A 24586-nucleotide genomic window follows, 5' to 3' on the forward strand; every position below is an offset into this window, starting at 1 on the left:
CCTTCGCTCGCCGAGATCCTGCACGAGGATTAGCAGCCCGAACGCGGCGGCAACAAGGCGTCGTGGCCAGGTCCCGGCTGCTCGTAGGTCGAGGCCAGGACCTCTCCCTCGACGACCACGACCTGGGTGCGCTCGAACCACGGGAACTCCGTGGAGCTCCCCGGTGGTGGATCGGAGTCGCGCATGAGTCTTCCCGGTGATCAGTTCGTCGGTCGGGCGAAGCACACCTTAGCGCGCCACATCTGTGGATTCACCGCCGTCCACCGCGAATTCGCGCTCCTGGAGGGGTTTCCGGATTTTGTCCACTGTGGTCAGAGCGTCAGGCGGAGGACCACGTGCACAGCGTCCCCACCACCGGTGTGCCGCCCCGCACGGTGCAGGTGCTGTGGCCGTCCTCCGGGACCTCGCCCGCCACGGAGGCGTTCCTGCACCTGCTGCGGGAGGACACCGGTGGGGGGCTGGCCGCGCCGTAGGTCGCCTCAGGCGGGCGCCGCGACCGGCTCCGCGGGCTGCACGACCTCGCGTGGCGGGGCGAGCAGGGTGGCCACCGCCAGCGCGCCGAGTGCGGTCAGCCCAGCGATCCCCCAGAGCACGAGCTGCCAGGCGTCGGTCAGCTGCGCGGCCTGGTGAGCTCCGGCGAGCTCTCCGGTGGCCACCCGGTCGGCCTGCTCTCCGCCGAGCCTGCTGGTCAGCACCGTGATCAGCACCGAGCCGAACAGCGCCATCACCAGCGTTTGGGTGCCTCCCCGCACCGTGTTGAGCAATCCGGCTGCCATGCCGGTGCGGGAGCGGTCCACCTGGTTCATCGCCTGCGCGTCGATCAACCCGGTGGCCAGGCCGATCCCGATGCCGACCGTCAGCAGCGGGCCGAGCAGTTCGGCTCCCCCGATCCCGGGGTGCAGCCGGGTCAGCCACGCGTTGCCGATCGCGATCAGCAGCAGACCGCCGGTGATGAGCATCCGTGGTGAGACGCCCCGGTTGACCAGGCGGCTGGTGAGGATCGGCAGGGCCAGCGTCGGTGCGGTGGAGAACAGCATGACCAGACCGGAGTCCCGGGCCGACATCGCGCTCGCGCCCTGCAGGTAGGTCGGCAGGAACGACATCATGCCGCCGAAGCCCAGCACCATCACCACCCCGGCCAGCAGCCAGCCCACGAACCGCCGGTTGCCCAGCAACGTCAGGTCCAGCACCGGGTTCGCGCTGCGCCGCTCGGCGGCCGCGAAGACGCCGAGGAACCCCGCTCCGGCCGCGAGCAGACCGAGCACCAGCGGGCTGGTCCACCCCGCCCGGGAGCTCTGGGTGATCGCGAACATGATCGAGGCGAGCCCGGCGATGAAGCTCACCGCGCCGAGCCAGTCCACCCGGGCGCGCCGCTGGGCGCGGGACTCGGCCATCGCGACGGTGCCTGCCAGCAGGAGCAATCCGGTGACGGCGAACGCGCCGAAGGTGGCGCGCCAGCCGAGCGCGCCGACCAGCCAGCCCGCCAGCGTCGGGCCGATCGCCATGCCCACGCCGGCGGTCGTGCCCATCGCGGCGAACGCCTTGGTCCGCTCGCCGCCGGTGAAGGTGGAGGCGAGGATCGCGCCGCCACCGGCCATCACCCCGGCCGCTCCGACGCCGGTGACGGTGCGCGCCACGTCCAGCAGCAGCACGTGGGGCGTGAGCGCGGCGACGAGGCTGCCCAGCGCGTAGGTCGCGGCGCCGAGGCGGTAGATCCGCCTGCGGCCGAAGAGGTCCCCGGTGGACCCGGCGACCAGCATGAACGACGACGCGGTGAGGAAGTAGCCGGTCACGACCCACTGCAGCGCGCCGCCGGAGGCGCCGAGGGCGGCCCCGATCTGCGGCAGCGCGACCGTCGTTCCCGACATCGACATCGGCAGCGCCAGGTAGCCGAGCAGCACGACCGCCAGCGTCAACTTGTTCTTCACGGTTCGGTGACCTTCCCGCTCAGACGTCGTACGGTTCGGCGGTTTTGGCGTTGCGCAGCGCGCGCGCCCACCAGGTGAGCTGGTTGAGCGTTCCCTTGGCCGCGGCGTTGCAGCCCTCGTCGACGGGCCGGCCGTGGGCGTCGAAGCGGTCCCAGGCGTTGTGGAAGCTGACGCTGTCGCGCACCGTGACGGTGTGCAGCTCGGCGAAGACCAACCGCAGCTGCTCGACGGCGCGCAGGCCACCACCCATGCCGCCGTAGGAGACGAAGCCGACCGGCTTCGCCCGCCACTGCTCGCGGTAGAGGTCGATCGCGTTCTTCAGCGCTGCGGGGAAGCTGTGGTTGTACTCGGGGGTGACCACGACGTAGGCGTCGGCGCGCTCCAGTCGCTCGCCCAGCTGGCTGACGTGCGCGTCCGGGGCGGCGCCGAAGTCGATGACGGTGGGCAGCGGGATCTCGGCGAGGTCGATGACGTCGACCTCCAGCCCGTCGAACTGCCGGGCCTGCTCGGCGAACCAGTCGGCCACGGTCGGCCCGAAGCGGCCTTCGCGGTTGCTCCCGATGATCACGGCGAGGCGCAGTGCGGACATCTTCACTCCTGGGGAATCGGTGTGCTCGAACCTGACGAGTGGTAAAGTACAACATGTAATGCACTTACTGCAATGCTCGTTGTACTTATTTCCGGGAGTGTGCTTTGAGCAGCGACAACGCCACCGCGCGCGGACCCGAGAAGCGTCGGGCGGTCCTCGAAGGAGCCCGCGAGGTGTTCGGCCGGGACGGCTACACGCGCGCCAGCATCGGTGCGATCGCCAAGGCCGCCGACGTGTCGACCCGCACCATCTACAACCACTTCCAGGACAAGGAGGAGCTGTTCCGCACGGTGATCCTGGAGAGCGCGGAGCAGGTCCGCGAGGTCCAGCTGGGCGACCTGGACCGGAACCTGGGCAAGATCGTCGACCTGGAATCAGACCTCATCGCGCTGGGTCTGGCGTTCACCACGGTGATGCCCCGGTTCAGCGCGCACTTCGCGCTGGTGCGCCAGATCCACGCCGAGGTCGGGCACATCCCGGTCGACGTGCTGCGCGCGTGGCAGGAAACGGGCCCCGAGCAGGTGCAGGCCGACCTGGCGCACCGCTTGGCGGGCTTGGCCGAGCACGGGCTGCTCGACGTCCAGGACGCCAAGCGGGCGGGGGGGGCACTAGGGACGGGGGGGGGGGGCGCCGGGGGGAACCCGCGCTACTTCGGGGCGGTCCCACTCGACGACGCCGAGCGCGAGGAGATCGTCACGGCCGGTGTCAAGACGTTCCTGCGCGCCTACCGTCCGCAGTAGACGGTCACTCCAGTCCGCGGTGGATGGTGCGGCCGTCGTCGTCGAGCAGGCGCTCGAACCCGCCTCGGGCGCGGGAGCGCGGCGCCGCACCGGCTCGGCTCGGCGGAGTGGTCAAGACCCGGTGCACCAGGCGGGCGGCCGTGCGGGCGGTGCGGGAGTCGATGTCCAGGTCCGGGTTGAGCTCGGCGACGTCGCACAGCGCGAGCTTGCTGCTGGCGGCGACCCGGCTGCAGGCGTGCTCGATGATCTCCACCGGAACCCCGAACGCGGCCGGGGCGCTCACCCCCGGTGCCACCGACGCCGGCAGCACGTCCAGGTCGATGGTCAGGTGGACCAGGTCGCAGGTGTCGAGGAAGTCGTCCAGGAAGTCGTCGACCAGCGGCCGGTCGAGCACGCCGCAGCGGTCGTCGGTGAGGTACTGGACGCCGAGCTCATCGGCGGTGGCGAACAGCCCGGCGGTGTTGCTCGGCTGGCTGATGCCCAGCACCGCGTAGCGGAAGTCCGCTCCCCTGACCCGTTCTCGCTCGGCCATCTGCCGGAACGGGGTTCCCGAGCTCGGGGTCTCGTCTGCGCGCAGGTCGAAGTGCGCGTCGAGGTTGAGCACCCCGATGCGGGCGCCCTGCGCCACCTGCGCGGCGTGCACCAGCCCCAGGTAGCTGCCGAAGGCCACCTCGTGCCCGCCGCCGAAGACCACCGGCAGCTGCCCGGCGTCGATCAGACCGGTCACCACGCGCCCGAGCTCGTGCTGACCGGACTCCAGGTCTCCTCCGGTGACCTCGACGTCGCCTGCGTCGAAGGCCGATCGCGGGGCGGGCAGCGCCATCGAGGCCAGGGCACCGCGCAGCGCATCGGGCCCGTTGGCGGCCCCCTGGCGGCCCTTGTTGCGGCGAACTCCTTCGTCGCTGCGGAACCCCACGAAGGCGCAACCGCCCGGTCCGCCGGTGCCGTCCCACCGGTGCACGACGTGGTGCCAGCGGAGGTGCTCGGCGCCGGGACCGTCGTCGCGACCGGTCCACACCGGCACCGACCTGCTCGCGGTTCCCTGCATGGCCACATCTCCGTTCATCGTGAGTCGTTCGTGGTCCGGGCGCCCCGGGCGGGGCTCGTGCCGCAACCGCCCGGGGCGCCCGAGTCTGGTCAGCCGTGCAGCGTCGGGACGTGGATCCCGCGCTCGCGCGCGACCGAAGCGGCGTGCTCGTACCCGGCGTCGGTGTGGCGCAGCACGCCCATCGCCGGGTCGTTGGTCAGCACGCGGGCGAGCTTCTGCGCGGCGAGGTCGGTCCCGTCGGCGATGCAGACCTGACCGGCGTGCATCGAGCGGCCCATGCCGACACCACCGCCGTGGTGCAGCGACACCCAGGACGCGCCGGAGGAGGTGTTGACCAGCGCGTTGAGCAGCGGCCAGTCGGCGACCGCGTCGGAACCGTCGGCCATCGCCTCGGTTTCGCGGTACGGCGAGGCGACCGAGCCCGAGTCCAGGTGGTCGCGGCCGATGGCCACCGGGGCCGACAGCTCGCCGGAGGCGACCATCTCGTTGAACTTCAGCCCGGCGAGGTGGCGTTCGCCGTAGCCCAGCCAGCAGATCCGCGCCGGCAGGCCCTCGAACTGCACGCGCTCGCCGGCCATCGTGATCCACCGGCGCAGGTGGTCGTTGTCCGGGAAGAGCTCCAGGATCGCCTTGTCGGTGGCGGCGATGTCGGCCGGGTCACCGGAGAGCGCGGCCCACCGGAACGGGCCGAGGCCCTCCTCGAACAGCGGGCGGATGTGGGCGGGCACGAACCCGGGGAAGTCGAAAGCCCGGTCGTAGCCGGCCTTGCGGGCTTCGTCGCGGATCGAGTTGCCGTAGTCGAAGACCTCGACGCCCTTGTCGAGGAAGCCGACCATCGCCTCCACGTGGCGGGCCATGCTGGCGCGAGCGCGCTCGGTGAACCCGGCCGGGTCGCGCTGCGCCTCGGCCTGCCAGTCGTCGAGTTCGACGCCCAGCGGCAGGTAGGACAGCGGGTCGTGGGCGGAGGTCTGGTCGGTGACGATGTCGATGGGCGCGTCCATCGCCAGCAGCTGCGGGAAGATCTCGGCGGCGTTGCCGCGCAGCCCGATCGACAGCGGTTCGCGCGCGTCGCGGGCGCGGCGGGCGAGTTCGAGCGCCTGCGCGACGTCGACGGCATCGACGTCGAGGTAGCGGTGGTCGATGCGGCGCTGGATGCGCTGGGGGTCGACGTCCACGCAGATCGCCACGCCGTCGTTCATCGTCACCGCCAGCGGCTGGGCGCCGCCCATGCCGCCGAGACCGGCGGTCAGCGTGATCGTGCCGGCCAGGCTCCCGCCGAACTTCTTGCGCGCCACGGCGCCGAAGGTCTCGTAGGTGCCCTGCAGGATCCCCTGGCTGCCGATGTAGATCCAGGAACCGGCGGTCATCTGGCCGTACATCATCAGGCCCTCGGCCTCCAGCCGCCGGAACTCCTCCCAGTTGGCCCAGTCGCCCACCAGGTTCGAGTTCGCGATCAGCACCCGCGGCGCCCACTCGTGGGTGCGCAGCACGCCCACCGGTTTGCCGGACTGCACCAGGAGGGTCTGGTCGTCCTCCAGCGTCCGCAGCGCGTCGACGATCGAGTCGAAGGCGGCCCAGTTGCGCGCGGCCTTGCCGGTCCCGCCGTACACGACGAGGGCGTCCGGGTCCTCGGCGACCTCGGGGTCGAGGTTGTTCATCAACATCCGCAGCGCGCCCTCCTGCTGCCACCCGAGGCAGCTGGGGGTCGTGCCGCGAGGAGCGCTGACGGGCCGGGCGCCTGCGGTCGGGTGAACGCTGGTCATAGGGGAACTCCGAGGTCGAAGCGAACTGTTGACCACGTCATGCAATCCCGGTGCCGGATCGGCGGCCAAGGCGCAACGGCGAGATTCTCGGATCCGAGACCGGTCGCGACCGGCCTGCCGCGATGTGTGGTCCACACCGGATAAGCTGGTCGTCCGCTCTCGGAATGATCGACGAATGGAACGGGTGATCCGCGTGGCCATCGACGCGCTCGACGTCGCCGCGCTGTTCGGTGCCAGCCGCCGCGAATCGGCGCCCGCCTACCGCCGTCTCAAGAACGTCATCACCGAGCAGATCGGCACCGGGCGGTGGTCCGAGGGCGAGCTGCTGCCGTCGGAGAACCAGCTCGTGGAGTCGTTGGGGTTGTCGCGGATGACGATCAACCGGGCGCTGCGGGAGTTGAGCTCCGACGGGCTCCTGGTGCGGATGCCCGGTGTGGGGACGTTCGTGGCCGAGCGCAAGAGCAGCTCGGCGCTCTACGGGGTGCGCAACATCGCCGAGGAGGTCAGCCGCCGCGGGCGCAGGCACCGCACGGACGTCGTGTTCGTGCGCGAGGAACCCGCGGACCGGCGCGCGCACCGGATGTTCGGCATCGCCGAGGGCGATCCGATCTTCCACTCGCGCGTGGTCCACTTCGAGGACGACAACGCGATCCAGCTCGAAGACCGCCACGTCCACCCCGAGCTCGCCCCGGAGTACCTGCAGCAGGACTTCACCGCGCGCACGCCCAACGACTACCTCTCGCGGATAGCGCCGCTGGGCAAGGGCGAGCACATCGTCGAGGCGGTGCTGGGCACCGCCGAGGACTGCGCCCTGCTCGGCATCGCCGAGGCCGAGCCGTGCCTGCTCATCCACCGCCGGACGTGGTCGGAGGGGCAGCTGGTCAGCGCTGCCCGGCTGCTGCACCCCGGATCGCGCTTCCGCCTGGAAGGCACCTTCGACTCGATGTGAGCCCGGAGCTCAGGCCGCGGGCGCGCGGCCGTGCAGGCTGGTCGTGAGCTTGGCCGCTCCCCTGCGCAGGATCTCGCCGACCTCCTGCGGGTCGCGGTCACCGCTGCGCCGCGACCAGGTGGTGCTCAGCGCCGCCACCGGCCTGCCCGCGTGGTCGTAGGCGGCCACCCCGACCGACCGCAGTCCCTGCGAGACGAGCTCGACCTCCTCCGACCAGCCGCGACGCCGGTCCTGGTCGAGGATCCGCTGCAGGTCGCGCAGGCAGCGCGGGCCGCCGCCGGTGCGGGTGACGAAGGCCCCGGGGCGGGCGAACAGGGCTGCGAGCTGGGCGTCGGAGGTGCCGGCCAGCAGCGCCCGGCCGTTGGCGGTCAGGTGGGAGGGCAGCCGGACCCCGACGTCGGTGATGAGCGCGACATCGGCGGACGGGCCCGAGGACGGTCGCTGCTTGAGCAGGTACACGGTCTCGGCCCCGTGCAGGACGCCGAGGTGCACCGTCTGCCCGAGGCTGCGGGCCAGGCGTTCCAGGATCGGCTGGGCGAGCCGTTCCAGCGGGTCCTGCCGCAGGTAGGCCGACCCGATCTCGAACGAGGAGACGCCGAGGCCGTAGGCCTTCTCGCTGGGCACGTAGACGACGAAACCGCGGTCTTCCAGCACCGACAGGATGTGGTAGACCGACGAGCGCGGCAGCCCGAGGTCGCGGGCCAGCGCTGAGGCGCGCACGGGACCGGGCCGCTGGGCGAGCCGGACCAGGATGTCCAGCGCGCGCCCCACGGCCGGCGAGGTGCTGGATTCCTTGCTCATGGATCTGCCGTCACCCCCTTGACGTAAATGTATATACAGCACTATACCTATCGCGTCGTTCGTGAGCGTGTTGCGCGGTACAGGCCGATGGACGCTCCGGACCCACCCCAATCCAGCCGCCAGCTAAGGGAACAATGACGTTCCCGAGGGAGGACATGGTGAAAGAACGCACGGCGGCGCTGAGTCGAGGCCTCAACGCACGGCACATCCGCTTCATCGCGCTCGGCTCGGCCATCGGCACCGGGCTGTTCTACGGATCTTCGGAATCCATCAGCCAAGCGGGGCCGTCAGTGCTGCTGGCATACCTGATCGGCGGCGCCGCGGTGTTCATGGTGCTCCGCGCGCTCGGCGAGATGGCCGCCGACGATCCGGTGCCCGGATCGTTCGGCGAGTACGCGAGCAGGCACCTGGGCAGGCTGCCCGGGTTCCTGACCGGGTGGACCTACGCCTTCGAGATGATCATCGTCTGCATCGCCGACGTCACCGCGCTCGGCGTGTACATGGGCTTCTGGTTCCCCGACGTGCCCAGGTGGATCTGGGTGCTGGCGACGTTGTTCATCATCGGCGCGGCCAACCTGCTCAGCGTCAAGGTGTTCGGCGAGCTCGAGTTCTGGTTCTCCATCGCCAAGGTCGGCGCGATCATCGCGATGATCCTCGGCGGCATCGCGGTGCTGGTCTTCGGGTTCACCGGCGACCACGGCGCGGGCGTGAGCAACCTGTGGTCGCACGGCGGGTTCTTCCCGATGGGCTTGGAGGGCTTCGTGCTCTCGTTCGCGGTCGTGATGTTCGCCTTCGGCGGCACCGAGATCATCGGCGTCAGCGCCGGTGAGGCCGCCGACCCGCAGAAGACGATCCCGCGCGCGGTCAACACCGTTCCGGTGCGCGTGCTGCTGTTCTACGTGCTGACCCTCGCGGTGATCATGTCGATCGCCCCGTGGCAGACCATCGGGTCCTCCGGCAGCCCCTTCGTGCAGATCTTCGAGGGGCTCGGGCTGACCTCGGCGGCGGCCGTGCTCAACGTCGTGGTCATCACGGCCGCGCTGTCGGCGATCAACAGCGACATCTTCGGCGCGGGCCGGATGCTCTACGGCATGGCCCAGCGCGGTCAGGCCCCGGCCGTCATGCGGCAGGTCTCGCGCAACGGCGTCCCGTGGATGACGGTGGTCATCATGACCGCCGCGCTGCTGGTCGGGGTGGTGCTCAACTACCTGATCCCGGAGAACGTCTTCGAGATCATCGCCTCGATCGCCACCTTCGCGACCGTGTGGGTGTGGCTGATGATCGCGCTCTCGCAGTACCGGGCGCGCCGGGCGATGAGCCCGGATCGGGTGGCCGCGCTGCGGTTCCCCGCACCCTTCTGGCCCTACGCCCAGATCATCACGATCGCCTTCCTGGTGTTCGTGTTCGCCGTTCTGGCCTTCTCGGCCGACACGCGGGTCGCGCTCTACGTCGGGGCGGCGTGGATCGCGCTGCTCTCGCTCGTGTACTGGCTCCGCATCCGCAACACCGCCGAGGACAGCGCCTTGGACGACCACCAGCTCGGTTCCCCTTCCGGAACCAGCGTTCGCTGAAGCGGTTGCCGTCCGCCTCACGGCAACCGCACCTCGTTGCCCGCCGAGGCACCACAGCAGTGGTGCCTCGGCGGGAGCGATCCGCCTCGGCGCTCCCTCGCGCCGAGGATCCACCCTCGTGAGAAAGAAGGTTCGCGCATGAGCGCGCAGTACACGACCGGAACCGCACCGCAGCACTCCACCTCGCCCGTCCAGGTCGGCGTGGGCGCGGTCAGCGCGATCGACCTGGTGCGCGTGGCGCGCGACGGTGCCGCCGTGGAGCTCACCGCCGAGGCGCTGGAGGCCATCGGGGCCAGCCGCGTCCGCATCGAGAGCCTGGCCGAGGAACCCAAGCCCGTCTACGGCGTGTCCACCGGCTTCGGCGCCCTGGCCACCCGGCACATCCCGACCGAGTTGCGCCAGCAGCTGCAGAAGAGCCTCGTGCGCTCGCACGCCGCCGGGACCGGGTCCGAAGTGGAGCGCGAGGTCGTCCGCTCGCTGATGCTGCTGCGGCTGTCCACCTTGGCCACCGGCCGCACCGGCGTCCGCCCGGAGGTCGCCACCACCTACGCCGCGCTGCTGTCGGCCGGGATCACCCCGATCGTCCACGAGTACGGCAGTCTGGGCTGCTCCGGCGACCTGGCCCCGCTCGCGCACGTCGCGCTGGCGCTGATGGGCGAGGGCACCGTCCGCGACGCCGAGGGCCGGTCGATGCCGGCCGCGCAGGCCCTGGCCGCGGCGAACATCGCCCCGGTGGAGCTCGCCGAGAAGGAGGGCCTCGCGCTCATCAACGGCACCGACGGCATGCTCGGACAGCTCGTGCTGGCCTGCCGCGACCTGCGCAACCTGCTGCGCCTGGCCGACATCACCGCCGCGATGAGCGTGGAAGCCCAGCTGGGCACCGATCGCGTCTTCGCCGCCGACCTGCAGCAACTGCGCCCGCACCGGGGCCAGGCCGACGCGGCGGCCAACATGCGGCTGCTGCTGGCCGACTCCGGGATCGTGGCCAGCCACGCCGGCCCGGACTGCACCCGCGTCCAAGACGCCTACTCGCTGCGCTGCGCTCCGCAGGTGGCCGGCGGCGCCCGCGACACCCTCGCCCACGCCGAATCGGTGGCCGACACCGAGCTGGCCAGCGCGGTGGACAACCCCGTGGTCACCCCCGACGGCCGCGTGGAGTCCAACGGCAACTTCCACGGCGCACCCGTGGCCTACGTGCTGGACTTCCTCGCCATCGTCGCCGCCGACCTGGCCAGCATCAGCGAGCGCCGGACCGACCGGTTCCTGGACCCGGCCCGCAACCACGGCCTCACGGCGTTCCTGGCCGACGACCCGGGCGTCGACAGCGGGCACATGATCGCCCAGTACACCCAGGCCGCCATCGTCTCCGAGCTCAAGCGCCTGGCGGTGCCCGCCAGCGCCGACTCCATCCCGTCCTCGGCGATGCAGGAGGACCACGTCTCGATGGGCTGGTCGGCGGCCCGCAAGCTGCGCCGCGCCGTGGACGGCCTCACCCGCGTGCTGGCGGTCGAAGCGCTGACCGCGGCCCGCGCGCTGGACATGCGCGAGCCGCTGCAGCCCTCCCCCGCCACCGCGGCGGTGCGCGACCGCATCCGCCGCGAGGTCGCCGGTCCCGGCACCGACCGCCACCTGGCCCCCGAGATCGAGGCCGCCGTCGAGCTGTGCCGCAGCGGTGAGCTGGTCGCCGCGGCCGAGAAGGTCGTCGGCCCGCTGGCCTGACGCCGAAATCGCAGCAGGGCCCCGGACTCGAAGTCCGGGGCCCTGCTGCGTTTTTCACCACCCGCGCCGCTGGGGAGCCGGTTCGCCCACCGGCTCCCCCGCCGCGGCGCTCACGGGGACAGCTCCTCCAGGGTGCGTCCCTTGGTCTCCTCGGCGAAGGCCGCGGTGATCATCGTGCCGACCAGGGTGATCGCGGCGATGCTGGCGAACACCGCCGACAGGCCCGCTCCGCTGGAGAGCACCATCGCCACCACGATCGGGCCGGTGATGATGCCGAGCCGGTTGAACACCCCGCCCATGCTGCAGCCCAGCGCGCGGTTGCGGGTCGGGTACAGCTCCGGTGTGTAGAGGTAGAGGCTGATGTTGGCCGTGAAGCTGAACATCGCCGCGAACGCCGAGAACACCACGAGCTGACCGACCGAGGTCACGCCCAGCAGCGCCAGCACGCCCAGCGCGACCGTGGTGCCGCCGAGCCCGATGCTCAGCACCACGCGGCGGCCGAGGCGGTCGATGGTCAGCGCCGCCAGCACGCAACCGGCCAGCCCGGCCACCGACGCGAAGGTGCTGTACCACAGCGCGGTGCCGATCGGCAGGTGGAAGACCTGCTTGTACAGCGTCGGCAGCCACGACGTCAGCCCGTAGTTGGCCAGGTAGCCGACGAACCAGATCGTCCAGACGACGAGCGTGCGCCGCCGGTAGCGGCCGGTGAACAGGTCGCGCAGCGCCCCGTTGCTCGCCGACCCGGTGCCGACCAGGCCCGCGACCGGGGCCGGGGCGGGAAGGTCCGCACCGGTGGACGCGCGCACCTTCGACTCGATCTGGGACATCACCTCGCGCGCCTTGTCGTTCTGGCCGCGCGCGGCCAGCCAGCGCGGCGACTCCGGCACCTTGCGCTGCAGGAAGAACGCGGCGATGCCGGGGACCGCGGCGATCAGGAACAGCGCGCGCCAGCCCCAGTTCGGCACGATCCACGCCGAGGCCAGCGCACCGACGGTCAGCCCGGCCGGGAACACCACCTCGTACATCAGCACGAAGCGGCCGCGCTTCTTGGCCCGGCTGAGCTCGGCGATGTAGGAGGCCGCGGTGGGCACCTCGCCGCCGATCGCCAAGCCCTGCACGAACCGCATGATCAGCAGCGGCAGCAGCGCCGGGCTCAACGCCATGCCGAGGTTGCCCAGCGCGGTGACCACCACGCACAGCGTGATCACCCGGACGCGGCCGATGCGGTCGGCGAGCCAGCCCGAGGCCAGCGCACCGACCAGCATGCCGATCGACCCGACGGTGAGTGTGGCGGTGGCGCCCGCCGCCGAAAGCCCCCACTCGCGGGTGATCTCGGGCAGCGAGAACGCGATGAGCAGCTGGTCGAAGGCCTCGAAGAAGGTGACCACGCCGATGATCAGGCGGATGCTCACGTGCCATCGCGACATCGGCAGCCGCTCCAGCCGGGCGGCGATGTCGTGCTGGACGGTGTGGTCGGGAGCGGAGATGCTCATGCGCCCCTCCTTTGGGACACGCATGCCACGGGTGGGATCGTGACATGAAACGGTAACTTCCGTGGCTTCAGGCGAGTCCGGTCGGTCTCGCGCGTGGTGCCTCCTGGGTCTGGAGACCGGTCGTGGGATCCTCGTGAACGGTGTGGTCAGCCGATCCGGCCGTTGATGAACCGGATCGCTTCGTCCCGTCGGTCGCGTGCGACTCCCGGGTACTCGGTGTTGTCCAGCGGGTCGCACACCGCGGCCGCCGGGAGTTCGTGGTCGGCCGCGGCCCGCATCGCGAGCACTCCGCTGGTGCCGACGCCGAGCACCGCGGTGGTCCGCGCCGGCACGGCCAGCCTGGTGCTGAGGTGGTCGAGCGCACCGGCGACGTCCGCGGCCAGGTCGTCGTCGGCGAGCAGCGACATCGCGGCTTTCGCGGTGTCCTCGTGCTCGGGGCGGAACTCCTTGCCCCCGGTCTCGTAGTAGAGGTAGGGGGCCACGGCGACGTAGCCGCTGCGGGCCAGGGCCCGGCAGCAGTCCTCGATCGGTTCGGTGAGGCCGTAGGCGTCGTGCAGCACCACCACCGCCGCGCGCGGCGGGATCCGCGGGAAGCGCACGAACAGCGGTGCGGCGGTGCGCAGCACGCGCCTCCCCCGGTTGGCGGGGCCGTGCGCGTGGTGGTGGGCCGGTTCGGTCAGCATCGCTGCGCCTCCTCTAACTGGGCACGTGCACCGGCGGCACGAACGGGGACGGGGTCGGCTCCAAGGCCGTGACGTCGACCTCGATCAGGTAGGGCCCGCGTTCCTCGACGGCCTTGGTGAAGGTCTCGGCGAACGATTCGGCGCGGTTGACCAGCGCGTGCGGCAGGTCCAGCGCTTCGGCGAGGCGACCGAAGTTCGGGGTGAACAGGTCCACGCCGGAACGCCGCCCGGCGTGCCGGTCCTGCATGTTGCGCAGCACCCCGTAGCCGCCGTCGTTGAACACCACGAGCACCATCCAGGGCTGTTCCTGGGCGAAGGTGGCCAGTTCCCCGAGGTGCACGCTCAGCCCGCCGTCACCGGCCAGCACCAGCGTCGGCGCGTCGGGCGCGCCGAGCGCCGCGCCGATGCCGTGCGCCAGTCCCTGGCCGATGCCGCCGCCGACCGGGAAGACGTTGGTGCGAGGATCGTGGATGTCGAGCAGCCGGTTGCCCCACTGGCTCGACGGGATCGTCACGTCCCGCGCGATCACCGACTCGGCGGGCAACGTCTCGCGGATCGCGTCGCAGATCAGCGCGTAGCTGCCGATGCCCTCCCGCAGGTGCGCGCGCACGGCGGCGCGGGTGCGCACGACCTCCTCCCGCCAGCCCCGCCCGGCGCCGGCGGTTCCGGCCAGCTCGGCGAGCAGCCGCGGCAGCACCTGCTCGGCGGTTCCGACCAGACCGGCGGTGGCCGGGTGGACGCGGCCGACGGCGGCCGGGTCGACGTCGATCTGCACGTGGTCGGCGGGCAGTTCCAACGCGTAGTGCTTGGTCTCGTTCGAGCGGAAGTGCGTCCCGATGGAGATCAGCAGGTCGGCGTCGGCCAGCAGCGGAGCGGCGGCCGGGTTGGCGGCGAAGTTGCCGATCACCAGCTCGTGGTCCTCCGGGACGGCTCCCCTGCCCGAGTTGCTGGTCAGCACGCCCGCGTCGAGCAGTTCGGCGAGCTCGCGCACCTGGTCGCCCGCGCCGGTGCCACCACCGCCGACCCACAGGATCGGCCGTTCGGCCGCCCTGATCAGCTCGGCGGCGCGCCGCACCGCCTCCGGATCGACCGGCGGTGGCTCCGAACCCCGCTCGGCGAGTGCCGGGTTGACCTGCTGCGGGGCGTACTGGAGGTCGATCGGCCACTCCACGCTGGCCGGTCCGCAGGGCACCGACAGCGCGGTGCGCACCGCCTGCCGCAGCGCGGTCTCCGCCGCGTCCGGCTCGGTGATCGCGGCGGCGTGCTTGGAGACCGCGCCGAGCATCGCGAGCTGGTCCTTGGTCTCGTGGATGACGCCGCGCCCCTGCCCGAGGAAGGGCGAGTCGATCTGACCCGTTACGTGCAGCACCCGGCTGCCCGCGGTCAGCGCCTCCACCAGCGCACCGGCGGCGTTGCCCGCGCCGGTCCCGGTGCTGGTGATCGCGACGCCGAGACCGCCGGTGGCGCGGGCGTGGCCGTCGGCGGCGTTGACGGCGGCGGCCTCGTGCCGCACCGCCACGAACCGCAGTTCGCGGCTCACCGCTTCCACCAGCGGCAGGTTGTGCACGCTGACCACGCCGAACGCGGTGTCGACTCCGTTGTCGCGCATGACCTGGACGAGCAGGTCACCGCCGTGAGAGTGGGGCATGACAGTCCTCTTCGGTTGCTACAGGTATCGGGCGATGCCGCCACCGACGTCGAGGGCGGTGCCGGTGAGGTAGGAGGCGCGCGGCGAGAGCAGCGCGACGATCGGGAAGGCGACCTCGTCGGCGGTGCCGAGCCGGCCCAGCGGGATGCCGCGGTCGGCGGCCAGCTCGGCGCTCCACTCGGAGAACTCCGCGGTGGAGCCGGATCGCTCGTAGCGGCGCCGCCACTGCCCGGTGTCGATCAGTCCGAGGCACACCGAGTTGACCCGGATGTCGTCGGCGGCGAGCTCACCGGCCAGCGTCTTGCTGAGGTTGAGCAGCGCGGCCCGCGCCGCGGAGGTGGCGGCCAGCCGCGCTTCGGGCTGGCGGGCCAGGATCGCGTTGATGTTGACCACCGACGCGGCAGTGGACTCGCGCAGCCACGGCTGCGCGGCCCGGACCACGTGCAGGACGCTGAAGATCTTCAGCTCCAGCTCGTCGCGCCACTGGCGGTCCTCGGTCTCGGCCAGCCGCGCCATCAGCGAGCGCCCGGCGTTGTTGACCACCCCGTCGATGCCGCCGAAGCGCTCGGCGGAGCGCTCGACGAACTCCTGCACGCAGTCGCGGTCGAGGACGTCGCACGCCCCGAGGTGCAGGTTGCCCGGCAGCCCGTCCAGGGCGGTCTTCAACCGCTCCGCGTCGCGGGCGCACGCCGCGACGTTGGCTCCTTCGGCCAGCAGCATCCTGGTGGTGGCCAATCCGACGCCGGAGCTCGCGCCGGTCACCAGCACGGTGCGACCGGTCAGGCCCAGATCCATCACGTCCTCCTCAACGGCATACGAATCCACCGTCCACCAGCAGCGTTTGGCCGGTGATGTAGGCGGCGGCGTCGGACAGCAGGAACCGCACCGCGCCGACGAGGTCTTCGGGTTGCTGCGTCCGCGGCAGCGCGCGGTTGATCCGGTAGAGCTCGTGGCGTTCGGCCGGAACTGCTTGCGTGGCTTCGCATTCGGTGATGCCGGGCGCGACGGCGTTGACGGTGATGCCGTCCGGGCCCGCGTCGCGGGCCATCGCCCTCGTCATGGCCACGATCGCGCCCTTGGAGGCCACGTAGTGCATCAGCCGGGGCGGACCGTAGAAGGCGACGTCGGAGGCGATGTTGAGGATCCGGCCGCCGCCGGCGGCCCGCAGCTGCGGGTAGAGCGCTCGGGACACCAACCAGGTCCCGCGCAGGTTGACCGAGATGATCCGATCGAACTCCTCGGGTTCGATGTCCTGGAAGTGCTTGCCGCCGACGCCGTCGGCCAGCGCGGCGTTGTTGACCACCCCGTGCGCGCCGCCGAGCGCGGCGACCCGCTCGGCCAGCCGCTGAACCGAGTCGGGGTCGGAGACGTCGGTGTCCACCCGGTGCACCGGGACGCCGCCCTCGGCGAGCTCGGCCACCGCCGCCTGCGCGAACTCGGGGTTGCGCTCGGCGATGACCAGGTGCGCCCCGGCGTCGGCCAGGTCGTGCGCGATGGCCAGTCCCAGGCCGCGGCCCGCTCCGGTGACCACCACCAGTCGTCCGTTCAGCACGGCGCACCTCCGCTGCTGTCGACCTCGGCGAGGAATCGCCGCACGGCGGCGTTGAACTCCTCGGGTTCCTCCTGGTTGGCCGCGTGGCCCGCGTCGGGGATCTCGACCAGCCGGGAGTGCGGGATCTGCTCGGCCAGGGCGCGGCTCTCGGCCACCCCGGTGATCTGGTCCTGGGCTCCGACGATCACCAGCGTCGGCGCGGTGATCCGCGACAGCTGCGCGGAGTGGTCGGTCGCGGCCATCACCCGCGCGGCGTTGCGGTAGCCGGGCAGGCGCACCCGCGACATCAGCGCGATGACCTGGTCGACCACCGGCTGCGCGGCTCCCGGCGCGGTGAGACGTGGTCCCCGCGCGGCGGCGAAGGCGCCCGCCCCGCGGGTGCGCAGCTCCTCGACCCGCGAGGCCATCGCCTCGCGGCCCTCGGCGGTGCGGCCGGACCCGCGGGAGGAGTCGGCCACCACCAGCGAGCGCAGCACCTCCGGTGCGCGGAGCGCGACGCGGGTGGCGATCACCCCTCCCCAGGACACCCCGAGCAGGTGCGCAGGCTCCGCGTCCAGGTCGCGCAGGAGCGCGATGACCGCGTCGGCGTAGGCGTCGAGGTCCGGTTCGCCGGGCAGGTCGGCGGAGCGCCCGTAGCCGGGGGCGTCCCAGGCGATCACCCGGTGCTCGTAGGACAGCCCCGACAGCTGCGCGGTGAAGGCCTCGGCCGCACCGCCGATCCCGTGCAGCAGCACCAGGGGCGTTCCGCTGCCCGCTTCCACGACGTCCACGTCGGACTCCCTCGCCCGGGTCACGCGAACGCTCCGGTGGGTTGGGCCAGCCGGGCCAGGCACGCCAGCACCGCGTGCGGCACCACACCGCTGGTGGCCGGGTTGTCCACCGACGGGTGGTTGCGGATCTCGAACCGGTAGCTGCCCGCACTGCCGTCGGCGGTGATGACGTGGCTGGTCAGCGGCGCGTTCGGGTCGGCGACCACGGTCGCTTCCACCAGGTCCCAGTCGCCCACCGCGAGCGCCACCGAGGCCGCCACGTTGGCCGACGCCGGGAACGCGGCGGTGACCTCGCGGGCCGGGGCCCGCATCAGCTGCACCGGTTCGCCGGTGGTGCGCAACCGCTGCGCGGTGGGCTCGTCCATCCACTTCTGGATCAGCGCGGGGGCCTTCTTCGTGGTCACGATGCGCACCGCGTCCAGCCCGCCCATCCGGGCGGTGGCGGCGAGCGCGTCGAGCCCGCCGATCGCGCCGCTGCACAGGTGCAGTCGCCCGGGGCCGGTGTCGCGGAGCTTGGCCAGCAGCGCGTCGTCGGCCAGCGCGCCGACCGACACCACCAGCAGATCGGTCCCGGCGGCCACGATGGAGGGGCCGAGCTCGGCCAGTGCGCGTTGCCCGGCGCACTCGACAACCAGGTCCGCCCGCGCGATCGCGGACTCGACGTCCAGGACCGGAAGTCCGGGCGGGTCAGCGGGTTCGGCGTGCACGACTCCGATGAGCTCGGCGCCGGCCACCTCCCCGTTCTGCACCGCGCGGGCCACGACGCCGCCGATGGCGCCGCAGCCGAGGATCGCCACCTTCATGCCCGCACCCACTCCCGGTGGCCGGGGTCGGGCTTGCCGGCCATGTGCGCCCGGGCGTCCTTCGACGGCGGGCCGGCGGTGCCCCACTGGTCGGACAGCTCCGGGGTGCGCCGCCACACCCGGCACAGCCAGGCGTCCTCTTCGACCTGGGCGACGTCGGAGGTGTACTCGCAGACCAGTCCGGCCGGGTCGGCGAAGTAGGAGAAGGTGTTGGAACCGGGGCCGTGCCGTCCCGGCCCCCACAGCGGGGTGATGCCGTTGTGCTTGAGCCGCCCGATGCCGCGCATGAAGTGGTCCATCGACGGCATCTCGTAGGCGACGTGGTTGATCGAGGTCCACTCGGCCTGGTTGAAGGCGATCACGTGGTGGTCGGAGTTGCAGCGCAGGAACGCCATCTGGTGCTCCGACCAGTCCGAGATCCGCATGCCCAGCACCCGGGTGTAGAAGTCGCAGGCGGCGTCGATGTCCACGGTGTTGAGCACCACGTGCGCCACCTTGCGCGGCACCGCGGGAAGGCCGTAGGGGTCTTGGGCCACGACGGCTTCCACGTTGCAGGACAGTTCGACCAGCCGGCCTTCCAGGTCGACGAAGCGCAGCCCGTAGCCGCCGCCGATCTGGTCCAGCGGGCCGGGTTCGGCGAGCATCGGGATCCCCAGGTCCGCCAGGCGCTTTCCGGCGGCGTCGATCTCGGCGGGGGTGCCCACGGCGAAGGCGATCTTGCCGAGCCCGTTCTGCTCGGCCTGCTGCAGTTCGACGATGTGGTGCTCGGAACCGGTGCCGCGCAACCACGCGGCCTCGCGGTCGGTCTCGACGGGGGTGAGGCCCCAGACCTCGTGGTAGAACTCGGCGGCTTCGGCGAACCGCTCGGTGCGCAGGCTGACCGAGCGCAGCGACCGGAGCTTCACCACCGGTCCGTCATCGGGCAATCGCATGTTCGGGCACTCCAATCAGCGGGCGGCCGCGCGGGCGGGTTTGCGCTCGGCGCGGGCGGCTGCCGCGGTGGCCTGGCGCTTGGCCTCGGCGCGCAGCACCCGGCGCAGCCGGACGAGGGCGATGTCGTGCTGGTAGAGGTTTTCGCGGGCCCAGGCGTCGTCGGGCATGCCCTCGGCCATCGCCCGGTCCTGCTCGAGCACCTGCCAGTGCCGCGCCTCGATCCGGTTCTTGTAGAGGAACCGCCAGCTGTCGCGTTCCCAGCCGCTGACCTTGCGGCAGCGCCAGAAGAAACCGGCGTGCTGCTGCTCGTTGATCGCGGTGACGCAGGCGACGATGGTGAACGGCCCGCCTGGACCGGCGGTTGCCGGGTACGGGATGTCGAGGGTCACCGACTGCAGGCCGCCGGTGTCGATCCACTCCGACCAGTCGAAGTTGACGCCGCGCTGATCGGTCTTCTCGAACACGAAACCGGTGTCGGTGTCGCGGATCTGGAAGGCCGCTTCGCGCTTGCCGGTGTACATGGTGTGGCTGTTGCGGTGCAGGAAGGCGCCGTGCATCGGGTCGAGCAGGTTGTCCAGCGACAGCAGGTAGGAGGCGTCCCACTCGACGTAGCAGAGGAAGTTGTCCCACTCCCCTCCGCCGATCGGTGCGGGGACCTGCAGCGGTGTGGGCTCGGCGTCCTCATCGGAGCCGAACCAGGCGAAGATCGCTCCGGCGTGCTCCTCGGCGGGGAAGGTGCGCAGCGCTCGGCGTCCTTCCAGCGCGCACCCCGGGCTGCCGGGGACCGAGGCGACGACGCCGTCGCCGTCGAGCTGCACGCCGTGGTAGTTGCAGGCGATCCGGTCGCCCATGTGCACGCCCATCGACAGCCGCGCGGCGCGGTGCGGACAGCGGTCCTCCTGCACGTGCACGACGCCCGAACTGTCCCGCCACAGCAGCAGTTCCTCGCCCGCGCGGTCCAGTCGGGTGAGCTCGCCGGAGCGGACGTGGCTCGACGGGCACAGCGGGTACCAGCGGTCCCGCAGCCCGAGCAGCAGGAGGTCCTGCTCCGTTCGCGGTGTGGTCATCGTCAGATCTCCTTCGCGCCGAGGCGGGCGAGTTCGCCGGTGAACGTCTGCTCGGTCCAGTCCGAGCCGTCGGCGGGACGGACCCCGGTCTCGTTGAGCGCGGCGACCACGCCGGGCAGGTCGTGCACGCCTCGCCCGTAGATGGCTTCGAGCTCGTCGGCGAAGGCGTCCGCGTAGCTGGTGGTGGGCCCGAGCCGAGTCTGCACCGGCTCCAGGTTCAGCGGCATGTCAGTTCTCCTCCAGTGCTTCGACACCGGTTCCCGTGCCTCCTAGCGCAGCGCGGCGCGACCGAGGTCGGTCAGCGCTGCGGTGACGCGCTGTCCGGTCGGCCCGGTCCCGGCTGCGCGCAGCAGACCGGTCTGCACCAGGTCGCGGGCGCTGCTCTGGTCGCAGCAGGGCAGTCCGTCGACGTAGAGGTCGGGTTCGCAGCTGCAGGTGATCTCGGCTCGGCCACCGGCGACGGCCCGCAACATGGCGAGCTGGCGGTGGTTGAGCACTGCGACGGCGGTCATGGTGGTTCTCGTTCACAGGTTCAGCACCAGCTCGGCGGAGCGGCAGCGGGACACGCAGAGCATCATGGTGTCGCCGGATTCCCGTTCTCCCGGGCTGAGCACGTGGTCGCGGTGCTCCGGCTCGCCGCCGAGCACCTTGGTCTCGCAGGTCCCGCACACGCCTTCCTGGCAGGAGTTCGGGACGTCCACACCGGCGTCGGCCAGCGCGTCGAGCACGGAGACGTCCGGCCCGACGAACACCCGCACGCCGGAGTCCTCGCAGACGACGTCGAAACCGTCGTCCGATGTGGACGGTGGCTGATCGGGTGCCCGGAACCGCTCGACGCGCAGCGCCGACGGGTCGGGCAACGCCGATTCGACGGCGTTGATCAGCGGTTCCGGGCCGCAGCAGTACACCAGAGTCCCGGGCGCTAGGTCGGCCAGTTCGGCCTGCAGGTCCGGCGGGCCGTCGTGCTCGTCGTCGGCGTGGACGCGGACCCGGTCGCCGCCGATGTCGCGCAGCTGCGCGGCGAAGGCCATGCTCTGCCGCGACCGTCCGCAGTAGAGCATCCGCCAGTCGCCGCCGCGGTCGGCGAGCTCGGCGGCCATCGGCCGCATCGGGGTCACGCCGATGCCGCCCGCGATGAGGAGGTGGTGCTCGGCGGGTTCCAGCGGGAAGTTGTTGCGCGGCCCGTCGACCTTCAGCAGCGTGCCCGCGGTCAACCGCTCGTGCACCCAGCTGCTGCCGCCGCGCGAGTTCGGCTCGCGCATCACCGCGACCGCCCAGCTGCGCCGGTCGGCCGGGTCGCCGCACAGCGAGTACTCCCGCGTCGTGCCGTTGCCCAGCTGCAGCGCCAGGTGCGCTCCCGGCTCCCACGCCGGCAGGTCGGCTCCCGCCGGGTCGCGGAACTCCACCTGCACCACACCCGATGCCAGCCACGTCGTGCTGTGCACGCGAACTTCGTGGGACATGCTCCTCACCCGGACCTTCCTCGACTTCTCAGTCGCGCGTGACGCCGTGCACCGGCGAGGTCGCCGGGTAGGTGGGCAGCTGCGGCTTCTGCGCGCCGATGACCACGCAGAACAGCGCGTCGGTGTCGCCGATGGCCTTGAGGCTGCGCGGCACCCCGGCGGGCACCCGGATCAGGTCGCGGTAGCCGAGCACGCGGGTGGCGGTCTTGGTGCCGTCCTCGACGTCGTGGACGCTGACCTCCAGCTGCCCCTCCAGGACGAAGAAGACCTCTTCGACGTCGTGGTGGGTGTGCTCGGGGCCGATCGCGCCCACCGGCAGCCGCATGTTGGAGAAGGTGAAGTGCTCCGAGGGCAGCGACCGGCTGTCGCCGTCGTGGTTGCCGGTGGCGCCGGAGCCGATGTAGCGGATCTGCGCGCGGCGGAACTCGTCGCCGGCCTTGGTCTGGAACGCGAGGGTGTCCCAGTCCTCGTGCCTGCTCGCCCGGGAGGCGATGCAGGAGTCGATCAGCCCTTCCAGGTCGGTGTGCGTCGTGGCGTCTGCTGCGGTCATCGCGGCGACCTCCTCAATCCCTTAGCGGTAAGTGAGCTAGCGGTGAGAAGTATTGCCACGACGACGTGACCCACGCAACCCCCCATCCCGAAATTCGTCGTAGATCATCAGATATTCGCTGGTGAGAGCCCCGTCGAGCACACGGGAAGGAGCAGCCCTGTCGCGCCAGCTCCCTTAGCAGTAAGCTTTCTTGCCATCACCGCTCAGACCTGGAGGTGCAGCATGACGAGTTCCGGGGCGCCGGACGAGATCCACGTCGCGGGCCGCTGGCGCGCGGGCCGCGGCCGACCGCTGGACTGCGTCGACCCGGCTTCGGGCGAGGTCATCGCGAAGCTCACCGCGGCCTCACCCGCCGACGTCGACGAAGCCGCGGGTGCCGGAGCCGCGGCGGCGGCCGACCCCGGATGGCGGGACCTGCTCCCGCACCAGCGGGCCCGCTACCTCACGCGCATCGGGGAGCTGATCGAGGCGCGCGCGGAGGAACTCGCCCACCTGCAAACCCGCAACACCGGCAAGGCGCTGACCGAGACCCGCGCCCTGGTGGCCAGCGCCGCCGCAACCTTCCGCTTCTACGCCGCAGCGCTGGAAACCACCGAAACGCCGCTGACACCGGCGCGCGGGCCGTACCTGACGATGGGGGTGGCCGAGCCCATCGGCGTGGTCGGTGCGATCACGCCGTGGAACTCCCCCATCGCCAGCGACGCCCAGAAGATCGCCCCCGCCTTGGCCGCGGGCAACGCCGTGCTGCTCAAGCCCGCCGAAGCCACGCCGCTGGTCTCGCTCGCGCTAGCGCGACTCGTGGTGGAAGCCGGGGTTCCCCCGGCGCTGCTGTCGGTGCTGCCCGGCAAGGGATCGGTGGTCGGCGACGCGATCGTCCGGCACCCGCTGGTGGGCAAGGTGTCCTTCACCGGCGGTACCGACACCGGTCGCGCCATCGGTCGCCTCGCCGCCGACAAGTTCATGCCGCTCACCAGCGAGCTCGGCGGCAAGTCACCGACGATCGTGCTGCCCGACGCCGATGCAGAGCAGGCCGTGGCCGGGATCCTCTACGGGATCTTCTCCTCCAGCGGGCAGAGCTGCATCGCCGGCTCGCGGATCTTCGTGCCCGAGAGCCGCTACGAGGAGTTCGTCGACCGGCTCGTCGCCGGGGCCCGCCGGCTGCGGGTCGGTCCCGGCACCGACCCGGGAACCCAGGTGGGGCCTCTGGTGACCTTCGAGCACCGCGACCGGGTCGCGGCGATGGTCGACCGGGCGCGCGCCGAAGGAGCCACCGTGCTCTGCGGCGGCGACGTGCCCGACGACCCGGCCCTGGCCTGCGGCGCCTACTACTCGCCGACGCTGCTGGGCGGACTGGGCAACGACTCGCGAACCTGCCAGGAGGAGATCTTCGGCCCGGTCGGCGTCGTGCTGTCCTACCGCGACGAGGAAGACCTGGTGGCCCAGGCCAACGACACGATCTTCGGGCTGGCCTGCGGGATCTGGACCCGGGACTACCGGCAGGCCTGGCGGCTGGCGCGACGCATCGACGCGGGGACGGTGTGGATCAACACCTACAAGCAGTTCAGCATCTCCACGCCGTTCAGCGGGATGAAGGCCAGCGGCGTGGGCACCGACAAGGGCCGCGAGGCGATCCTGCGCTACACGCGGCAGAAGAGCATCTACTGGGGACTCGACGAGGACCCGCTGCCCTGGGCGCGGTGATCCTCGCGCCCGGTCACTCGGCGGTCTCGCGCTGGGCCGCCGAGTGATCGAGCGAACCTTCCAGGCGGCTGAGCAGATCTGCCAAGCGCTCCTGCTCGGTGGCCGTCAGGCCCGACAGCATCTGGGACTCGTTGGCGAAGTGCGCGGCGCTGACCCGGTCGACGAAGGCCAGCCCCTCCTCGGTGAGCTGCACGTAGACCGTGCGGCGATCGCGCTCGTCGCGCTCGCGGGACACCAGGCCCGCCGCGGCGAGCTTGTCCACCCGCTGCGAGATCCCGCCGGTGGTCACCAGCGCGACATCGGCCAGTTCACCGGCCGTGCGCCGGTACGGGCTCCCGGCTCGACGCAGCGACGCCAGGATGCTGAACCCTGCCATCGTCAGGTCGAACGAGTGGAAGAGCTGGTTCAACTGGTCCTGGTAGCGGTGGAAGACGCGGTGCAACCGCCCGAACACCGCCATCCCGGAAGCGTCGAGGTCCGGGCACTCCCGCTGCCACTCGGCCAGCATGAAGTCCACGGCATCAGGACGGGACCGGTTGCGTCGCGCCACCTCGTGCACCTCCGCGCTCGCGATACTATTTCACGGCTAAGAATAACACCGCTAACCTAAATGGCGGACCCGGGTGCGGCCACCAGCTGGCCGCACACCACCAACGCTGAGACGTCGGGCGCCTGGAACTCCGGATTTCGACGCGACCTTCCGGGGCTCGACGCTGGACGAGCACGACGACGGGCCGTGGCGCGAGGTCATCGCGCCACGGCCCGCGGGTGGTGGTGGAAAAAGCCAAGCAGTTAGCCGCCGGACGGTCGTGGTG

26 protein-coding genes are annotated in these 24586 nt (G+C 71.6%); 6 read left to right on the forward strand and 20 right to left on the reverse strand.

Annotated features, from left to right (window positions below):
* Positions 1 to 29: 29 nt before the first annotated feature.
* Positions 30 to 185, reverse strand: coding sequence for a hypothetical protein (locus tag R4I43_RS16740; RefSeq protein ID WP_324266551.1), 156 nt, complete (start codon positions 183 to 185; stop codon positions 30 to 32).
* A 150-nt stretch (positions 186 to 335) separates the two neighbouring features.
* Between R4I43_RS16740 and R4I43_RS16745 the strand changes: the two genes are divergently transcribed.
* Positions 336 to 473, forward strand: coding sequence for a hypothetical protein (locus R4I43_RS16745; protein WP_324266552.1), 138 nt, complete (start codon positions 336 to 338; stop codon positions 471 to 473).
* Between the two features lie 6 nt (positions 474 to 479).
* Here the strand turns inward: R4I43_RS16745 and R4I43_RS16750 are convergent, their stop codons facing one another.
* On the reverse strand, positions 480 to 1928 hold the full coding sequence (locus tag R4I43_RS16750; protein ID WP_324266553.1) for an MFS transporter: 1449 nt from the start codon (positions 1926 to 1928) through the stop codon (positions 480 to 482).
* A gap of 19 nt (positions 1929 to 1947) precedes the next feature.
* Positions 1948 to 2517 carry an NADPH-dependent FMN reductase gene (locus tag R4I43_RS16755; RefSeq protein WP_324266554.1) on the reverse strand — a complete coding sequence of 190 codons (570 nt, stop codon included), beginning with the start codon at positions 2515 to 2517 and terminating at the stop codon, positions 1948 to 1950.
* Between the two features lie 104 nt (positions 2518 to 2621).
* On the opposite strand from R4I43_RS16755, the gene R4I43_RS16760 reads away from it, so the two are divergent.
* Entirely contained in the window at positions 2622 to 3257 is a 636-nt protein-coding gene (locus R4I43_RS16760) for a TetR/AcrR family transcriptional regulator (protein ID WP_324266555.1), read from the forward strand.
* Between the two features lie 4 nt (positions 3258 to 3261).
* Here R4I43_RS16760 and hutG read toward each other — a convergent pair whose 3' ends face one another.
* Both hutG and hutU read right to left on the reverse strand, forming a co-directional pair.
* Positions 3262 to 4305: a formimidoylglutamase gene (gene hutG / locus R4I43_RS16765; RefSeq protein WP_324266556.1), complete on the reverse strand. Its 1044-nt coding sequence runs from the start codon at positions 4303 to 4305 to the stop codon at positions 3262 to 3264.
* 89 nt (positions 4306 to 4394) lie between these two features.
* Positions 4395 to 6068: a urocanate hydratase gene (gene hutU, locus R4I43_RS16770; RefSeq protein WP_324266557.1), complete on the reverse strand. Its 1674-nt coding sequence runs from the start codon at positions 6066 to 6068 to the stop codon at positions 4395 to 4397.
* A 175-nt stretch (positions 6069 to 6243) separates the two neighbouring features.
* Here hutU and hutC point away from each other — a divergent pair, with 175 nt between their 5' ends.
* A complete protein-coding gene (gene hutC / locus R4I43_RS16775; RefSeq protein ID WP_324266558.1) occupies positions 6244 to 7017 on the forward strand; it encodes a histidine utilization repressor in 774 nt (257 codons plus the stop codon).
* A 9-nt stretch (positions 7018 to 7026) separates the two neighbouring features.
* Here the strand turns inward: hutC and R4I43_RS16780 are convergent, their stop codons facing one another.
* Positions 7027 to 7818: an IclR family transcriptional regulator gene (locus R4I43_RS16780; protein ID WP_324266559.1), complete on the reverse strand. Its 792-nt coding sequence runs from the start codon at positions 7816 to 7818 to the stop codon at positions 7027 to 7029.
* A gap of 158 nt (positions 7819 to 7976) precedes the next feature.
* Here R4I43_RS16780 and R4I43_RS16785 point away from each other — a divergent pair, with 158 nt between their 5' ends.
* Positions 7977 to 9389 carry an amino acid permease gene (locus R4I43_RS16785; RefSeq protein ID WP_324266560.1) on the forward strand — a complete coding sequence of 471 codons (1413 nt, stop codon included), beginning with the start codon at positions 7977 to 7979 and terminating at the stop codon, positions 9387 to 9389.
* A 138-nt stretch (positions 9390 to 9527) separates the two neighbouring features.
* Positions 9528 to 11108 carry a histidine ammonia-lyase gene (gene hutH, locus R4I43_RS16790; RefSeq protein ID WP_324266561.1) on the forward strand — a complete coding sequence of 527 codons (1581 nt, stop codon included), beginning with the start codon at positions 9528 to 9530 and terminating at the stop codon, positions 11106 to 11108.
* A 110-nt stretch (positions 11109 to 11218) separates the two neighbouring features.
* Here hutH and R4I43_RS16795 read toward each other — a convergent pair whose 3' ends face one another.
* The 13 genes from R4I43_RS16795 to R4I43_RS16855 all read right to left on the reverse strand — a co-directional run bounded on the left by R4I43_RS16795 (position 11219) and on the right by R4I43_RS16855 (position 22070).
* A complete protein-coding gene (locus R4I43_RS16795) occupies positions 11219 to 12601 on the reverse strand; it encodes an MFS transporter (protein ID WP_324266562.1) in 1383 nt (460 codons plus the stop codon).
* A gap of 146 nt (positions 12602 to 12747) precedes the next feature.
* Entirely contained in the window at positions 12748 to 13284 is a 537-nt protein-coding gene (locus R4I43_RS16800; RefSeq protein ID WP_324266563.1) for a dienelactone hydrolase family protein, read from the reverse strand.
* 13 nt (positions 13285 to 13297) lie between these two features.
* Complete coding sequence (locus R4I43_RS16805; RefSeq protein WP_324266564.1) at positions 13298 to 14932, reverse strand: thiamine pyrophosphate-binding protein; 1635 nt, start codon at positions 14930 to 14932, stop codon at positions 13298 to 13300.
* An 18-nt stretch (positions 14933 to 14950) separates the two neighbouring features.
* The gene (locus R4I43_RS16810; protein WP_324266565.1) at positions 14951 to 15727 is read right to left on the reverse strand and encodes an SDR family oxidoreductase; all 777 of its coding nucleotides are present in this window, start codon (positions 15725 to 15727) and stop codon (positions 14951 to 14953) included.
* 10 nt (positions 15728 to 15737) lie between these two features.
* Positions 15738 to 16484 carry a 3-oxoacyl-ACP reductase family protein gene (locus tag R4I43_RS16815; protein ID WP_324266566.1) on the reverse strand — a complete coding sequence of 249 codons (747 nt, stop codon included), beginning with the start codon at positions 16482 to 16484 and terminating at the stop codon, positions 15738 to 15740.
* Positions 16478 to 17254: an alpha/beta fold hydrolase gene (locus tag R4I43_RS16820; protein ID WP_324266567.1), complete on the reverse strand. Its 777-nt coding sequence runs from the start codon at positions 17252 to 17254 to the stop codon at positions 16478 to 16480. Before R4I43_RS16820 ends, R4I43_RS16815 begins: the two co-directional genes overlap by 7 nt.
* A gap of 20 nt (positions 17255 to 17274) precedes the next feature.
* Entirely contained in the window at positions 17275 to 18057 is a 783-nt protein-coding gene (locus R4I43_RS16825; RefSeq protein WP_324266568.1) for an aspartate dehydrogenase domain-containing protein, read from the reverse strand.
* Positions 18054 to 18989 (reverse strand): VOC family protein, encoded by a 936-nt coding sequence (locus R4I43_RS16830; protein WP_324266569.1) that lies wholly within the window; start codon positions 18987 to 18989, stop codon positions 18054 to 18056. Before R4I43_RS16830 ends, R4I43_RS16825 begins: the two co-directional genes overlap by 4 nt.
* A gap of 15 nt (positions 18990 to 19004) precedes the next feature.
* Positions 19005 to 20057, reverse strand: a complete 1053-nt coding sequence (locus R4I43_RS16835; protein WP_324266570.1) for a Rieske 2Fe-2S domain-containing protein — start codon at positions 20055 to 20057, stop codon at positions 19005 to 19007.
* A gap of 2 nt (positions 20058 to 20059) precedes the next feature.
* Positions 20060 to 20284 carry a recombinase-like helix-turn-helix domain-containing protein gene (locus tag R4I43_RS16840; protein WP_324266571.1) on the reverse strand — a complete coding sequence of 75 codons (225 nt, stop codon included), beginning with the start codon at positions 20282 to 20284 and terminating at the stop codon, positions 20060 to 20062.
* 42 nt (positions 20285 to 20326) lie between these two features.
* Positions 20327 to 20569: a hypothetical protein gene (locus tag R4I43_RS16845; RefSeq protein WP_324266572.1), complete on the reverse strand. Its 243-nt coding sequence runs from the start codon at positions 20567 to 20569 to the stop codon at positions 20327 to 20329.
* A 12-nt stretch (positions 20570 to 20581) separates the two neighbouring features.
* The gene (locus R4I43_RS16850; RefSeq protein WP_324266573.1) at positions 20582 to 21520 is read right to left on the reverse strand and encodes a PDR/VanB family oxidoreductase; all 939 of its coding nucleotides are present in this window, start codon (positions 21518 to 21520) and stop codon (positions 20582 to 20584) included.
* A 28-nt stretch (positions 21521 to 21548) separates the two neighbouring features.
* Positions 21549 to 22070 (reverse strand): cupin domain-containing protein, encoded by a 522-nt coding sequence (locus R4I43_RS16855; RefSeq protein ID WP_324266574.1) that lies wholly within the window; start codon positions 22068 to 22070, stop codon positions 21549 to 21551.
* Between the two features lie 222 nt (positions 22071 to 22292).
* Between R4I43_RS16855 and R4I43_RS16860 the strand changes: the two genes are divergently transcribed.
* On the forward strand, positions 22293 to 23771 hold the full coding sequence (locus tag R4I43_RS16860; RefSeq protein WP_324266575.1) for an aldehyde dehydrogenase: 1479 nt from the start codon (positions 22293 to 22295) through the stop codon (positions 23769 to 23771).
* A gap of 13 nt (positions 23772 to 23784) precedes the next feature.
* Here R4I43_RS16860 and R4I43_RS16865 read toward each other — a convergent pair whose 3' ends face one another.
* Positions 23785 to 24321 carry a MarR family winged helix-turn-helix transcriptional regulator gene (locus tag R4I43_RS16865; protein WP_324266576.1) on the reverse strand — a complete coding sequence of 179 codons (537 nt, stop codon included), beginning with the start codon at positions 24319 to 24321 and terminating at the stop codon, positions 23785 to 23787.
* Between the last annotated feature and the right edge of the window lie 265 nt (positions 24322 to 24586).

Origin of the sequence: Saccharopolyspora mangrovi, from assembly GCF_035320975.1 — a bacterium.
Lineage (GTDB): Bacteria > Actinomycetota > Actinomycetes > Mycobacteriales > Pseudonocardiaceae > Saccharopolyspora > Saccharopolyspora mangrovi.

Coding starts and splice junctions, on each gene's coding strand:
- R4I43_RS16740 (WP_324266551.1), bottom strand. CDS start 185: ATGCGCGACTCCGATCCACCACCGGGGAGCTCCACGGAGTTCCCGTGG.
- R4I43_RS16755 (WP_324266554.1), bottom strand. CDS start 2,517: ATGTCCGCACTGCGCCTCGCCGTGATCATCGGGAGCAACCGCGAAGGC.
- hutG (WP_324266556.1), bottom strand. CDS start 4,305: ATGCAGGGAACCGCGAGCAGGTCGGTGCCGGTGTGGACCGGTCGCGAC.
- hutU (WP_324266557.1), bottom strand. CDS start 6,068: ATGACCAGCGTTCACCCGACCGCAGGCGCCCGGCCCGTCAGCGCTCCT.
- hutC (WP_324266558.1), top strand. CDS start 6,244: ATGGAACGGGTGATCCGCGTGGCCATCGACGCGCTCGACGTCGCCGCG.
- R4I43_RS16780 (WP_324266559.1), bottom strand. CDS start 7,818: ATGAGCAAGGAATCCAGCACCTCGCCGGCCGTGGGGCGCGCGCTGGAC.
- hutH (WP_324266561.1), top strand. CDS start 9,528: ATGAGCGCGCAGTACACGACCGGAACCGCACCGCAGCACTCCACCTCG.
- R4I43_RS16795 (WP_324266562.1), bottom strand. CDS start 12,601: ATGAGCATCTCCGCTCCCGACCACACCGTCCAGCACGACATCGCCGCC.
- R4I43_RS16800 (WP_324266563.1), bottom strand. CDS start 13,284: ATGCTGACCGAACCGGCCCACCACCACGCGCACGGCCCCGCCAACCGG.
- R4I43_RS16805 (WP_324266564.1), bottom strand. CDS start 14,932: ATGCCCCACTCTCACGGCGGTGACCTGCTCGTCCAGGTCATGCGCGAC.
- R4I43_RS16810 (WP_324266565.1), bottom strand. CDS start 15,727: ATGGATCTGGGCCTGACCGGTCGCACCGTGCTGGTGACCGGCGCGAGC.
- R4I43_RS16825 (WP_324266568.1), bottom strand. CDS start 18,057: ATGAAGGTGGCGATCCTCGGCTGCGGCGCCATCGGCGGCGTCGTGGCC.
- R4I43_RS16830 (WP_324266569.1), bottom strand. CDS start 18,989: ATGCGATTGCCCGATGACGGACCGGTGGTGAAGCTCCGGTCGCTGCGC.
- R4I43_RS16835 (WP_324266570.1), bottom strand. CDS start 20,057: ATGACCACACCGCGAACGGAGCAGGACCTCCTGCTGCTCGGGCTGCGG.
- R4I43_RS16840 (WP_324266571.1), bottom strand. CDS start 20,284: ATGCCGCTGAACCTGGAGCCGGTGCAGACTCGGCTCGGGCCCACCACC.
- R4I43_RS16845 (WP_324266572.1), bottom strand. CDS start 20,569: ATGACCGCCGTCGCAGTGCTCAACCACCGCCAGCTCGCCATGTTGCGG.
- R4I43_RS16850 (WP_324266573.1), bottom strand. CDS start 21,520: ATGTCCCACGAAGTTCGCGTGCACAGCACGACGTGGCTGGCATCGGGT.
- R4I43_RS16855 (WP_324266574.1), bottom strand. CDS start 22,070: ATGACCGCAGCAGACGCCACGACGCACACCGACCTGGAAGGGCTGATC.
- R4I43_RS16860 (WP_324266575.1), top strand. CDS start 22,293: ATGACGAGTTCCGGGGCGCCGGACGAGATCCACGTCGCGGGCCGCTGG.